The following is a 12,184-nucleotide window of genomic DNA, read 5'->3' on the forward strand; positions in this document are numbered from 1 at the left end:
GGCTCATGATCTTCCATGGTGCACGCTCACAGCGCAGCCCCCCGGTCGGCGGACCCGGCTGCGGAACCGCCCGGCGGGCGGAGGTCAGGCGATGACGCGGACCCGCTCGGCCTGCGGACCCTTCTGCCCCTGCGCGATCTCGAACTCGACCCGCTGGCCGTCGTCCAGCGCCTTGTAACCGTCCATCTCGATCGCGGAGAAGTGGACGAAGACGTCCTGCCCGCCGTCGACGGCGATGAAGCCGTAGCCCTTTTCGGCGTTGAACCACTTCACGGTGCCCTGTGCCACGGTGCACTTCCTCACTCTGCGCGGCGTTCCAACACCCGGAAACCGGCGGACCGGCACCGGTAGCACACCGGTTCAGCGATCGGCGACGACCACTGAATTCGGTGACCGAAATCGCACGCTACACGAGGCGTGACGACGGCGCACGACCACAAATCGGGCATATTCCGGGCGGTACCCGGCCCCGGTCACGCGCCTGCGCCGGCCCGTCCGGTATGCATGCGGCATGACCAGCGCGCCCACCACGACCACCGTTCGCCGGGTCCGGCCGACCGACGCCGCCCGGATGCGGGCGCTGCGGCTGGAGATGCTGGCCGACTCCCCACTGGCCTTCCTGGAGACGGTGGCCGAGGCCGCCGCCCGGCCGCACGCGGAGTTCGCGGCCCGGGTCGCGGCCGTCTCCCGGGGCGACCACACCGCCCAGTTCGTGGCCGACCCGGGCGGCCGGCTGGTCGGCCACGCCGGTGGCACCGCCGCGCCGGACGAGCCGGGCCTGACGCTCGTCTACGCGGTCTACGTGACGCCGGCCCGGCGGGGCAGCGGTCTGCTCGCCGCGCTCGTCGACGAGGTGGCCGCCTGGTCGCGCGCCTGCGGACGGCCCGAGCTGATGATGGAGGTGGTGGTCGGCAACGACCGGGCCTACCGGGCCTACCAGAAGCTGGGCTTCGTGGACACCGGCGTACGCGTGCCGCACCCCAGGATCCCCCGCCTGCACGAACTCCAGATGCGCCGCCCGGCGTGAGGCCGACCGGACAGCAGTTGTTAAGAGGGGGCCCCTCCTATACCGGAGGCGTTAAGAAGGGGCCCCTCCTTTCAGGAGTGGCGGCGGCTCTGGACGATGCGGAACCGGTTCGCCACGTACGCGCCGTCGGTCAGCGCCGAGTTGGCCGCCGCGTTCGCGCCGGAGCCGTGGAAGTCGGAGAACGCCGCCGACTGGTTGACGAACACCCCGCCGGTGAGGTTGCAGGACAGGTGCACCCCGGCGTCGATGGCCGCCTTCTCGGCCTCGTCCAGCACGGCCTCGTCGGTGGAGTAGACGCCCGCGGTCAGCGCGCCCTTCTCGCCCACCGTCTCGCGCAGGATGCGCAGGCTGTGCTCGGTCGAGTCGGTCGCGATGGCGAACGAGATCGGCCCGAACCACTCCCGCGAGTAGGTGGCGGTGTCGGAGGCGTCCAGCTTCACCACAGTCGGCGTACGCACCACCGCGCCGGGGAAGGACGGGTGCTCGACTACGCGCGACTCCAGCACCGGCTCGCCGACCTTGGTGACCTCGTCCAGCCGCTCCAGCACGCCGTCGTTGACGATCGCGCCGGTCAGCTCGACGCCGCGGGCCGGGTCGGCGGTCAGCTTGGCGACCGCGCCGGCGATCCCGGCGGCCACCTCGTCGAAGCTCTTGTGCCCCTGGTCGGTCTCGATTCCGTCGCGCGGGATCAGCAGGTTCTGCGAGGTGGTGCACATCTGGCCGCTGTACAGCGTCAGCGTGAAGCCGAGGTTGCGGCAGAGCCCGGCGAAGTCGTCGGTGGAGTCGATCACCACCGTGTTCAGGCCGGCCTTCTCGGTGTAGACGGCCGCCTGCCGGGCGTTCGCCTCCAGCCAGTCGCCGTACTCGGTGGAGCCGGTGAAGTCGACGATCTTCACGGCCGGGTCCAGGGCCAGCGTCGTGGCGAGCTTCTCGCCGGGCGCCTCGGGCGCGAGCTGCACCAGGTTCGGGTCGAACCCGGCCTCGGCGAGCACCTCGCGGGCGTACTTCACGGTGATCGCCAGCGGCAGCACCGCGCGCGGGTGCGGCTTCACCACGACCGGGTTGCCGGTGGCCAGCGAGGCGAACAGACCGGGGTACGAGTTCCAGGTGGGGAACGTGTTGCAGCCGATGACCAGCGCGACCCCGCGCGGCACCACGTGGAACGTCTTGGTCATCCGGAGCGGGTCGCCCTTGCCCGCGGCCTTCTCCCAGCCGGCGGTCCCCGGGTGGCGGGTCATCTCGGCGTACGCGTACGCGACCGCCTCCAGCGCCCGGTCCAGCGCGTGCGCGCCACCGGCCTGGAACGCCATCACGAACGCCTGGCCGCTGGTGAACTGCACCGCGTTCGCCAGCTCGAAGACGTTCTTGTGCAGCCGGGCGAGGATCTCCAGGCAGACGCCCACCCGGGCCTGCGGGCCGGCGTCGCGCCAGGCGGGCAGCGCGGCGCTCGCGGCGGACACGAGCTGGTCGGCGCCCGCGTGCGGGTAGCGCACGTCCAGCGCCACGCCGAACGGGCTGACCTCGGTGGCGACCGTGCTGCCGTCACCGGCCTGGTCGAGCGGGAAGTCGCCACCCAGGTACGCCTCGAAGGCGGCCTTGCCGTCGGCGGCGGCGGTCTCGCCGTACACCCGGGGGCTGGGTGACTCGGGGTAGGCCGACCAGTACCCGCGCTCCGCGATGGCGGTCAGCGCCCGGTCGAGGGTCTCGCGGTGCCTGTCGTACAGGGGGTGCGGGGTCTCCGTCATGCCCGCCATCATGCAACAGAAAGGCACCAGATCAGTAGGGGCGTGTCACAACTCAGATCGTCAACTGCCAGTCGACGGAACCGGCGGCCGGGCGGAAGCCCAGTTGCTCGTTGATCGCGATCATGTGCCGGTTCGCGACCGCGTTCCAGGTGTCGACGGCCCGCAACGCCGGTTCGTGTGTCAGCGCGTACTCCAGGTTCCCGGCCTTGCAGAGCAGGCCGAGCCGGCGGCCGCGGTGGTCGGGGTCGACGAGGGTGATCTCCTGCCAGGCGTGGTCGGCGCTGCTCGCGTCCAGGCTGAGCTGGGTCCAGCCGACCAGGCGGCCGGTCGCCTCGTGCACCACGCCGGTGTTGTACCGGCGTACGCCCCGGGCATCGAGCGCCCGCTCCGCGTCGCGTACCCGCGCCGCGTCCATCCGCTCCGGCTTCCAGTCCAGCTCACCCATCGGCGCGTCGAGCAGCAGCCGGCCCTGGAGGTAGGCGACGTCCGCGACGTACTCCTCGGGGGTGTGATCGCGCCACCGCACCGGCCGGTATCCGGTGGCCGCGGTGCGGGCCTGGGCCAGCAGCGCGGCGAGCCGGTCACGGTCGAGCCCGGTCACGTCGAGGCGGCGGCGGACGTCGGCCAGCGCCGGCTTGGCGCCCAGGGCGGCGGCGAACGCGGCGCCGGGGAAGACCCGGTCCTCCTCGCCGGGCAGCGCGGCGGTGGTCGAGCCGACAAGGCGTTTGCCGCCGTGCTCGCGGAGCAGCCGCACGCCGTGCTCGTGCAGCACGCGGCCGATGCCGCGCCTCCGGTACGCCGGGTCGACTGTCAGTTCGACTGTCGCGTTCTCGGTGTTCTCGATCGTGTGCAGGTGCAACCGGAGCCAGCCCACCGGCAGCCCGTCCAGGCGGGCGACGAGCCAGCGTCCCTCGATGCCGGGCATCGGGTGCGACAGCAGCGCCTCGAAGCGGCGGCGGCAGATCGGCGGGAGGTCCGGCTCGTCGACGGCCTGGGCGGCGCAGGCGATCCGGTACGCCGCGTCGAGCGTCTGCCGGTCGGCGGGATCAAGCGGCGTCACGGTCAGCGTCATGTCACCCAGGGTGCGCCGGACACAGCGAAGAGGCCAGCGGTTTTCCGCTGGCCTCTTCGGACGTTGGTCGGGAGGGACGTCCGCACAACGCCTCCGGCGTTGGGTCGCAAGAACTTGAAAAGTCTCCGGCGGATGCCCTCCCGCACGAAGCATCTTGCGCCGTCCGGTTCCTGCCGTCAAGTCCTTGAGGGTGGTTTTCTGGCACTCACCGCACATCACCGGTTACCCACCGGTCTCACCCGATCCCCCACCCGGGCGAGCCCCACCTCCCCCACTCGGCCGAGGCGCCGGGCTCCGGGTCAGGACAGCAGGCCGGCGTCCCGGGCGGCGCGCAGGGACGGCTTGATGCGGTGGGTGGGCCCGACCTGGGCGGCCACCGCGTCGAGCGTCTTCAGGCCCTCGCCGGTGTTGAACACGACCGTCTCGGCGGACGGGTCGAGCCGGCCCGACTCGACCAGCTTGCGCAACACCGCGACCGTCACGCCGCCCGCCGTCTCGGCGAACACCCCGGTGGTACGGGCGAGCAGCCGGATGCCGGCGCGGATCTCGTCGTCGTCGGCGTAGTCCATCCAGCCGCCGGTACGGCGCACCGCCTCCAGCGCGTACAGCCCGGCGGCGGGGTCGCCGATGTTCAGTGACTTGGCGATGCCGGTCGGCTTGACCGGCGTGATCGTGTCGGTGTCGCCGTGCAGCGCGGTGGCGATCGGGTTGCAGCCGGCCGACTGCGCGCCGAACACCTTCCAGCCACCGGCCGGCGCCTCGACCAGGCCGATCTCGACCAGCTCGGCGAACGCCTTGTCGATCTTGGTGAGCAGCTCGCCACTGGCCATCGGGATGACCACCTGGGCCGGGATCCGCCAGCCGAGCTGCTCGGCCACCTCGTAGCCGAGCGTCTTGGAGCCCTCGGCGTAGTAGGGCCGCACGTTCACGTTGACGAACGCGGTGTCCTCGAACTCGTCGGTCTCCACCAGTTCGCCGCAGAGCCGGTTCACGTCGTCGTACGAGCCGTCGATGGCGACCAGGTCACCGCCGTAGACAGCGGTGGTGACGACCTTGCCCTGCTCCAGGTCGCCGGGGATGAAGACGACAGACGGCACGCCGGCCCGGGCCGCGTGCGCGGCGACGGAGTTGGCGAGGTTGCCGGTGGAGGCGCAGGCGTAGCGGGTGAAGCCGAGCTGCCGGGCCGCGGTCAGCGCCACCGAGACGACCCGGTCCTTGAACGAGTGGGTGGGGTTCGCGCTGTCGTCCTTGACCCACAGCGGCGCGGTGAGTCCCAGCTCGGCGGCGAGGTTCGGGGCGGCGACCAGCGGGGTCAGCCCCGGGTCGAGCGTGACCCGGGTGTCCGGGTCCTGACCGGCCGGCAGCAGCGCCGCGTACCGCCAGATGTTCGCCGGACCGGCCTCGATCTGCTCCCGGGTGACGGTGGCGAGCGCGGCGGTGTCGTAGTCGACCTCCAGCGGCCCGAAGCACTCGTAACAGGCGTGCTGGGCGGCCAGCGGGTAGCGCGCCGAACAGGCGCGGCAGACCAGGGCGCGGGCCGGGCTGAGGGTGGTGTCGATGCCGGTGGCGGCGGGAAGCGTCGACGTCATGTCGAGGATTTCCTCTCATCTTTCCCCGCATCGCCGGGTGCGGCGGGGACGGAATTGGCACCTGCCCGCTGTCGCTCGTCGTCGAGCGTGCGGGTGGTTGCCGGGGCGTCGTCGGGCCGTATCCCTCAGCCCCTCTGGATGAGGTATTCAGTTGTGCCGCCGAGTCTATGCGCTGCTCACGGCCGCGCCACCCCGGGATCCCACGCTGTGGGCCGGCTCAGCGTCCGACCACCGCGGCCGGCTCCACCACGGCGGGCCGGTCCACCACCGCGAGCGGCTCCGGCGCCGTCGTGGTCACGGCTGCCGGGCGGGTACGGGTGACCAGGTTCGCGGCCACCAGGGCGGCGATGGTCAGCCCGGCGCCCACCAGCTCGATCGCGACCGGCCGGTACCCGCGCAGGATCTGCACCGCGAACGTGACCACCGGCACCAGGTTCATGAACAGCGCGGCGTCGGCCGGGCCGAGTCGCCGTACACCGGTGTTCCAGGCCAGCACCGCGAGGACGGCGGCGATCAGCACCGCGTACGCCAGTTGGGGGGCGACCGCGACGAGGTCGGCGGCGGCCGGCGCGTGCTGGAGCCCGGTGAGGTCGGCGACGGCGCTGGCGGCGAGCATGGCGAGCATGCCCGTGACGGCGGTCAGCGTGGTGTAGCGCAGCGCCGACCATTCGGGGAACCGGCTCGCGCCGTGCGTGTAGAAGGCCCAGCCGATCACCGCGCCCAGCATGAGCAGCCCGCCGACGCCGAACTGTCCGAGCCCGTCCAGCCGGCCGCGGGTGATCACCAGGCCGACGCCGACCAGGGCCACCAGTGCCAGTCCGAGCAGCGCCGGGCGGGGGCGTACGCCGTCGCGCGCCCAGCGGACCAGCTGGGTGATCAGCGGCACGGTGGCGCCGAACAGCGCGATCTGCTGCGGGGTGGCATGGCCGAGGGCGAGGTTCGTCAGCGTGTTGAAGCCGGCGAAGCCGAGTGCGCCGAGCAGCCACACCTCGGCCGCGCGCCCGCGCGTGGCGAGTGCGGCCAGCCCTTCGCGGGCCAGCAGCAGGGCGACCAGCACAGCGGTGGCGAGGACGTACCGGGCGGTGGTCAGGTTGAGGGCGTCCACCCGGGTCAGCGCGCTCGCCAGCACGGGGAACATGACGCCCCAGCTGAGCACTGCGAAGATCGGGAAGGCGGCGGAACGGAAGCGCATCCCAGCTCCTATGTTCGAGTATCGTCGAACCAAACGCCACGACTCTAGGAGCTTGTTCGACGATTGTCGAACATGGGTTATCGTAGTCACATGGAGCTGCACGAACCCGAGCTGCGCGACGTCCCGGTCACCGCCGTGCTGGCGGCGCTGGCCGACGACGTGCGGCTGCAGATCGTGCGCGCGCTCGCGCCGGGCGGGGAGCACGCCTGCGGCTCGTTCGAGTTCGGCGTCTCCAAGGCCACCCGCAGCCACCACCTGAAGGTGCTGCGCGAGGCGGGGCTGACCCGCACCCGCATCGCGGGCACCACCCGGTACGTGCGGCTGCGCCGCGACGAGCTGGACCGCCTCTACCCGGGCCTGCTCGACGCCGTCCTCACCGCGCCCGCCCGGCCGCAATGATCAGCCTCCCCCGCCACTCCCGGCGGGATGACATGATCGCCTGATGCGGAAGGCGACTGCCCGGATCGGGCTCCTCGCCGGCGCGGCACTGCTCGCCGGCTGCACCCCGGCACCGGCCCCGGTCGACGGGCCGCCGTCGGCACCACCCCGGCCCGGCGCCGAGCCCGCCGCCACGTGCTCCCCGGAGGGCATCCGGATCACCGGGCTCGGGGTGAGCGCGGCGATGGGGCTGCGGGCGATGGGCCTGGACCTGGTCAACTGCGGCGACCGCCCGTACGAGCTGCGTGGCTATCCGGCGGTCGCGCTCCGGGACGCCGACGGGGACGCGATAACGGTACGGATCATCCCGGGCGCCGCGCCGATCACCGCCGGCTTCGACCACCCGCCCACCCGGATCGTGCTGGCGCCGGGCGAACGGGCCGGCGCGGCGCTGATCTGGCGCAACCTCGTCACCGACCCGACCGTGGTGGCCACCGCGGGCGCCGAACTCGACGTCGCCCCGTCGACCGGCCGGCCGGCGAACCCGGTCGAGCTGGACGGGCCGATCGACCTCGGGAACACCGGCCGGCTCGGCGTCAGCGCCTGGAAGCGCCGCGACGCCGACCCGGCGACGCAGACGCCCCCGCGCTCCGATCCACCGGCCCCCTCGACCTCGCCGGTCAACCCGCTCTGACTCAGATCGCGGCACGGAAGCGCCCTCCCGTACCGCGATCTCGCCGGGCGGCGGATCAGACCGGAACCGAGGCGGGCGACGCGGTGGCGGGCTCGGCCGGGGCGGCGCGGCGGCGGGCGAGCAGCGCGTCCAGCGCCCAGCTGCCCGGGCCGAGCACGGCGACCAGCAGGAACGACCAGCAGAAGAGCGCCGCCAGTTCGCCGCCGTTCTGCAGCGGCAGCAGGTTCTGCGGCTGGTGCACAGTGAAGTACGCGTACGCCATCGAGCCGGAGGCGAGCAGCGCGGCCGGACGGGTGAGCAGGCCGACGAGGACCAGCACGCCGCAGACGAGCTGGATCAGCGCCGCCCACCAACCGGGCCAGGTGGCGAACGGGACGGCCTCGCCGGAGCCTCGGTTACCGCCGAGGACGCCGAATATCGACGCCGCGCCGTGGCATAGGAACAGCAGCCCCACAACAGCGCGGAACAGGGACAGGACAGGGCCGCTGAGCTGGGTCGGAATCATGTGTGACCTCCTGGGGCGGGTGTTTGACCGCTCCAGGATGGCGATTGCACGTATCGATGTTAATCAATTTCTTTGCAGGCGGGACAATTGCATGGGAACGCTCCCATGATATGGGCGGACGCGCCAATGCGGGTACCCCCGACAGTCACCTCAGCTGGTGACGTCCTTGCGGGTGAAACGCCAGAAGGCCAGGCTCCAGAACAACGTGGCGTAGACGATTGCCGAGAACGCGCCCTTGACCACGTCGTCGGTCTGCATCGGCGTGGACAGCAGCCCCAGCCAGGCGCTGCTGTAGTGGGTGGGCAGCAGGTTCCGCAGCCCGCCCAGCGCGGTGATCTGATCCAGGATGCTGGACAGGATCCAGAGCAGCACCGCGCCACCGACCGCGCCGAGCGCGGCATCGGTGGTCACCGACAGCAGGAACGCCAGCCCGGCCACCACCAGCAGCACCACCGCCAGGTACCCGAGCACCCCGAGCAGCCGCAGCAAGCCGTCGGCCGGGGCCAGCTCGGCCGAGACCTGGCTGCTCAACGGCTTCCAGCCGTACCGCAGCGTGCCGACCAGCAGCGCGGTGCCCGCGAGCAACAGCAGCGCCAGCCCGGAGTACGCGAGCGCGACGACCAGCTTCACCGCGAGCAGCCGGGCCCGGGGCACCGGCACCGCCAGCAGGTAGCGCAGGCTGCCCCAGCTCGCCTCGCTGGCCACCGTGTCGCCGCAGAACAACGCCACCACCACGACCAGCAGGAACGACGCGGAGACCAGGATCGAGAACAGGGTGAAATTGAGCCCGCCCGAGGTGGCCAGGTCGGCCAGGCTGGAGAACTCGCCCCGCCCGCCGCGGTCGTCGTCCCCGGAGTCGAACTGGAACGCCACCAGGATGATCAGCGGCAGCAGCACCATGAACCCCAGCGCGAGCTGGGTACGCCGGCGCGACGCCTGCCGCCGGAACTCCGCGGCGAACGGAAGCGTGGCCGAGGGCCGGTAACCGGCCGCCGCACCGCCCGCGCCGGGCCCGGACGTGCCGCCACCAGGCGACGATGCCACAGACGAACCCGCCATCACCGGTCCCCGCTTCCCCGAGAGTTCTCGCCGACCAGGGCGAGGAACGCGTCCTCCAGGCGGCGCCGGGGCACCACCCGGTCCACTCCGATACCGGCCCGGACCAGCTCGGCCACCACCTCGCTGCGCGCGGTGCCGTTGGTGTCGACCACCAGCGCGCCCTCGGCGTCGGGCAGCACCCGTACGCCGTCGAGCCGGTCGAGCACCGTACGCGCCGCGTCCGGGTCGCTCACCTCGAACAGCACGCTCGGCGACTCGCCGACGATCTCCTCGACCGGACCCGAGGCGACGATCCGGCCCTTGTTCACCACCACGGCGTGCGTGCAGGTCTGCTCCACCTCGGCCAGCAGGTGGCTGGAGACCAGCACCGCCCGGCCGTCGGTGGCGTAGCGCTGGAGCACCCGGCGCATCTCGGCGATCTGCGGCGGGTCCAGCCCGTCCGTCGGCTCGTCCAGCACCAGCAGCTCGGGCAGGCCGAGCATGGCCTGGGCGATGGCCAGCCGCTGCCGCATGCCGTGGCTGTACTTCCTCGTCCGCCGGTGCACCGAGTCGCCCAGGCCGGCGATCTCCAGCGCCTCGTCGAAGTGCGCGTCCTCCCACGGCCGCCCGGTCGCCCGCCAGTACGCCTTGAGGTTGTCCAGGCCGGACAGGTGCGGCAGGAAGCCCGGCCCCTCGACCAGCGCGCCGATCCGGGACAGCACCGGCGAGCCGGGCACCAGCCGGTGCCCGAAGACGTAGATCTCCCCGGCGGTGGGCTGGGTCAGCCCCATCAGCACCCGCAGCGTGGTGGTCTTGCCCGCGCCGTTGGGGCCGAGCAGGCCGACCACCTGCCCGGGGTGCACCTCGAAGTCGACGTCGGAGACCGCGACGAAGCCGTCCGCGTACTCCTTGCGCAGGTTGCGCACGGCGAGCGGGACGCCCGCGTACTCCGGGTGCACGGAGTTGTCCTGGCGGCGGTGCCGGCGGCGGGTGAGCAGCACGACCACGACGAGCCCGAGCACGATTGCGGCGAGCAGCCCGGCCAGCGCCCAGCGCCACACCACTGCCGTGGTGGGGATGGGCGTGGCCTCGACGGTGGGCAGCGTCAGCGGCCCGTCGGCCAGCGCCACCGTGTGGACGGCCGGCTCGGCCGGCGAGGCGTACGCCTGGTCCGACGTCGCCACCACGAGCCGCAGCCGGTGCCCGGCCTCGACCCGCCGGACGATCCCCGGCAGCGTGACGGTGACCGGCGTGGCCGCGTCGACGGAGCTGGGCAGGCCGGTCAGGCGCACCGGCGCGACCAGGCCGGACGGCAGCGTGGCCGCCCCCTGCGGGTCGACGTCGTAGAGCTTCACGAACAGCACCGCCTCGCCGGTCGGGGAGGCGGCCCGGATCCGCACGGTGGGCGCGCCCACCACGTCGACCGGCTCGTCCAGCGGCGCGGACTCGAAGCGGGCGTGCTGGCCGGGGATGTCACCGGCCACGCCGTCCAGCAGCGAGCCGAGCGCGCCGGCGAACGGCACCGAGGAGATCGCCGCCGGGTTGCCGTTGGGCGGTACGGCGACCGGCTGGGGCGGACCGGCGAGCGTGACCTCGCGGCGGTCCTCCCCGGCCAGGCCCGGATAGTCGGCGGTACGGAAGCCGGTGGCGACCAGGCCCCGGTCGAGCGCGTCGAACCCGGCGATGCGGGAGAACGTGAACGTGTCGCCGGGCGCCGCCCCGTCCCCCTTGACGTAGTGGTCGAGCCACTGCGCGGTCAGGAACTTCACCCGGTCGGAGTCGGAGGTGGGTCCGGAGCCGCCGTCGTGGCCGCCGGTGAACCAGGCGACCCGCACCGGCGTGCCGGCGGCGGCGATGCCCCGGGCGTTGGCGTCCGCCTCGGCCAGCGGGAAGAGCGTGTCCGCCTCGCCCTGGACCAGCAGCGTCGGGGACTTGATCCGGTCCAGCACGCCGGCCGGCGACGACCGGCGCAGCAGCTCGACCGCCGCCGCGTCGGCCCGGCCCGTGGTCGCGATACGCAGGTACGCGGCGCAGACGTCGGCGGCGAAGCGCCCGCAGGACGGGTCGGCGGCGCCGGCCGGCGCACGACCGGAGCCGGTACCGGGACCGGCGCCCGGCTGCGGACTCGGCGGTCCGGCCGACTCGGGCGCGCCCTCCGGCGCGGCGGCGGTGGCCCCGGAGAGCCCGGCCGGACCGGAGCCGGCGTTCCCGCCGCCACCGAAGAAGATCCCCGCCCAGCCCTTCTTGAACACGCCGTCGGTGGGCTGCCGGCCGGTGCTCTCCGGCAGGAACGCGCGGGACAGGTCGTTCCAGGTGATCATCGGGACGATCGCGTCGACCCGCTGGTCCTGCGCGGCCAGCAGCAGGGCCAGGCCGCCGCCGTAGGAGCCGCCGACCACGCCGACGCGGGGGTCGCCCGGCGAGTCGAGGCGGATGTCCGGCCGGGCCGCGAGCCGGTCGAGCAGGCGCTGGGCGTCCCGCACCTCGTAGTCGGGGCTGTCCAGGTGGATCTGGCCGCCGCTGCGCCCGAAGCCGCGGGCGGTCCAGGTGAGCACCGCGTACCCCCGGGCGGCCAGGTCCTCGGCGTCGGAGCGGACCGAGTCCTTGGTGCCACCGAACCCGTGCGCCAGCAGCACCGCCGGCACGCGGTTCGCTTCCGACGCGCGATCCGGCAGGTAGAGCGTGGTGTCCAGCTCGACCGGCTCGTCACCGGAGGGCCCGGAGCGGACCGTCACCAGCGCCGACTCGGTGCGGAAGTCCGGGCTCTGCGGCCGGGCCACCCAGACGAGCGCGGCGGCGACGAGGACTACCACCGCCACGACGGCGACGATCCGGCGTGGGCGTCCGGCCAGGGCGCGCCGGATCCGCGCGACTGGTGATCTCATGCGGCACACGGTACGGGCCGATCGCTGTGCATTCGCTGAGATCCGCCGTACGTCCGTCC

Annotated in this window: 11 protein-coding genes and 1 riboswitch; of the genes, 3 read left to right on the top strand and 8 right to left on the bottom strand. The window is 73.1% G+C overall.

Annotation, left to right across the window (positions count from 1 at the left end):
• Positions 1-84: 84 nt before the first annotated feature.
• Positions 85-288, bottom strand: a complete 204-nt coding sequence (locus tag A4R25_RS11705; RefSeq protein ID WP_013288855.1) for a cold-shock protein — start codon at positions 286-288, stop codon at positions 85-87.
• A 223-nt stretch (positions 289-511) separates the two neighbouring features.
• Between A4R25_RS11705 and A4R25_RS11710 the strand changes: the two genes are divergently transcribed.
• A complete protein-coding gene (locus tag A4R25_RS11710) occupies positions 512-1,027 on the top strand; it encodes a GNAT family N-acetyltransferase (RefSeq protein ID WP_043327984.1) in 516 nt (171 codons plus the stop codon).
• A 71-nt stretch (positions 1,028-1,098) separates the two neighbouring features.
• Here the strand turns inward: A4R25_RS11710 and paaN are convergent, their stop codons facing one another.
• From paaN to A4R25_RS11730, 4 genes are all read right to left on the bottom strand, one after another.
• Positions 1,099-2,772 carry a phenylacetic acid degradation protein PaaN gene (gene paaN / locus A4R25_RS11715; RefSeq protein WP_197494891.1) on the bottom strand — a complete coding sequence of 558 codons (1,674 nt, stop codon included), beginning with the start codon at positions 2,770-2,772 and terminating at the stop codon, positions 1,099-1,101.
• A 52-nt stretch (positions 2,773-2,824) separates the two neighbouring features.
• Complete coding sequence (locus tag A4R25_RS11720; RefSeq protein ID WP_064446730.1) at positions 2,825-3,844, bottom strand: GNAT family N-acetyltransferase; 1,020 nt, start codon at positions 3,842-3,844, stop codon at positions 2,825-2,827.
• A gap of 299 nt (positions 3,845-4,143) precedes the next feature.
• Positions 4,144-5,433, bottom strand: a complete 1,290-nt coding sequence (gene thrC, locus A4R25_RS11725; protein WP_064446731.1) for a threonine synthase — start codon at positions 5,431-5,433, stop codon at positions 4,144-4,146.
• A gap of 12 nt (positions 5,434-5,445) precedes the next feature.
• Positions 5,446-5,578, bottom strand: a riboswitch (SAM riboswitch).
• Positions 5,579-5,650: 72 nt separating this feature from the next.
• On the bottom strand, positions 5,651-6,625 hold the full coding sequence (locus A4R25_RS11730) for a DMT family transporter (protein WP_051611342.1): 975 nt from the start codon (positions 6,623-6,625) through the stop codon (positions 5,651-5,653).
• A 90-nt stretch (positions 6,626-6,715) separates the two neighbouring features.
• On the opposite strand from A4R25_RS11730, the gene A4R25_RS11735 reads away from it, so the two are divergent.
• Both A4R25_RS11735 and A4R25_RS11740 read left to right on the top strand, forming a co-directional pair.
• Entirely contained in the window at positions 6,716-7,024 is a 309-nt protein-coding gene (locus A4R25_RS11735) for a helix-turn-helix transcriptional regulator (protein WP_043327981.1), read from the top strand.
• A gap of 43 nt (positions 7,025-7,067) precedes the next feature.
• Positions 7,068-7,697, top strand: a complete 630-nt coding sequence (locus A4R25_RS11740; RefSeq protein ID WP_064446732.1) for a DUF4232 domain-containing protein — start codon at positions 7,068-7,070, stop codon at positions 7,695-7,697.
• Positions 7,698-7,752: 55 nt separating this feature from the next.
• Here A4R25_RS11740 and A4R25_RS11745 read toward each other — a convergent pair whose 3' ends face one another.
• From A4R25_RS11745 to A4R25_RS11755, 3 genes are all read right to left on the bottom strand, one after another.
• Positions 7,753-8,202, bottom strand: a complete 450-nt coding sequence (locus tag A4R25_RS11745) for a DoxX family protein (protein WP_064446733.1) — start codon at positions 8,200-8,202, stop codon at positions 7,753-7,755.
• 150 nt (positions 8,203-8,352) lie between these two features.
• The gene (locus A4R25_RS11750; protein ID WP_043327978.1) at positions 8,353-9,261 is read right to left on the bottom strand and encodes an ABC transporter permease; all 909 of its coding nucleotides are present in this window, start codon (positions 9,259-9,261) and stop codon (positions 8,353-8,355) included.
• On the bottom strand, positions 9,261-12,125 hold the full coding sequence (locus tag A4R25_RS11755; RefSeq protein WP_064446734.1) for an alpha/beta fold hydrolase: 2,865 nt from the start codon (positions 12,123-12,125) through the stop codon (positions 9,261-9,263). Before A4R25_RS11755 ends, A4R25_RS11750 begins: the two co-directional genes overlap by 1 nt.
• Between the last annotated feature and the right edge of the window lie 59 nt (positions 12,126-12,184).

The sequence above is a fragment of the Micromonospora sp. NBRC 110037 genome, from assembly GCF_001652995.1.
Lineage (GTDB): Bacteria > Actinomycetota > Actinomycetes > Mycobacteriales > Micromonosporaceae > Micromonospora > Micromonospora chalcea.

Excerpts from the sequence above, each read along its gene's own strand:
- A4R25_RS11710 (WP_043327984.1), top strand. The coding sequence starts at position 512 with ATGACCAGCGCGCCCACCACGACCACCGTTCGCCGGGTCCGGCCGACC.
- paaN (WP_197494891.1), bottom strand. The coding sequence starts at position 2,772 with ATGACGGAGACCCCGCACCCCCTGTACGACAGGCACCGCGAGACCCTC.
- A4R25_RS11720 (WP_064446730.1), bottom strand. The coding sequence starts at position 3,844 with ATGACGCTGACCGTGACGCCGCTTGATCCCGCCGACCGGCAGACGCTC.
- thrC (WP_064446731.1), bottom strand. The coding sequence starts at position 5,433 with ATGACGTCGACGCTTCCCGCCGCCACCGGCATCGACACCACCCTCAGC.
- A4R25_RS11730 (WP_051611342.1), bottom strand. The coding sequence starts at position 6,625 with ATGCGCTTCCGTTCCGCCGCCTTCCCGATCTTCGCAGTGCTCAGCTGG.
- A4R25_RS11735 (WP_043327981.1), top strand. The coding sequence starts at position 6,716 with ATGGAGCTGCACGAACCCGAGCTGCGCGACGTCCCGGTCACCGCCGTG.
- A4R25_RS11740 (WP_064446732.1), top strand. The coding sequence starts at position 7,068 with ATGCGGAAGGCGACTGCCCGGATCGGGCTCCTCGCCGGCGCGGCACTG.
- A4R25_RS11745 (WP_064446733.1), bottom strand. The coding sequence starts at position 8,202 with ATGATTCCGACCCAGCTCAGCGGCCCTGTCCTGTCCCTGTTCCGCGCT.
- A4R25_RS11750 (WP_043327978.1), bottom strand. The coding sequence starts at position 9,261 with ATGGCGGGTTCGTCTGTGGCATCGTCGCCTGGTGGCGGCACGTCCGGG.
- A4R25_RS11755 (WP_064446734.1), bottom strand. The coding sequence starts at position 12,125 with ATGAGATCACCAGTCGCGCGGATCCGGCGCGCCCTGGCCGGACGCCCA.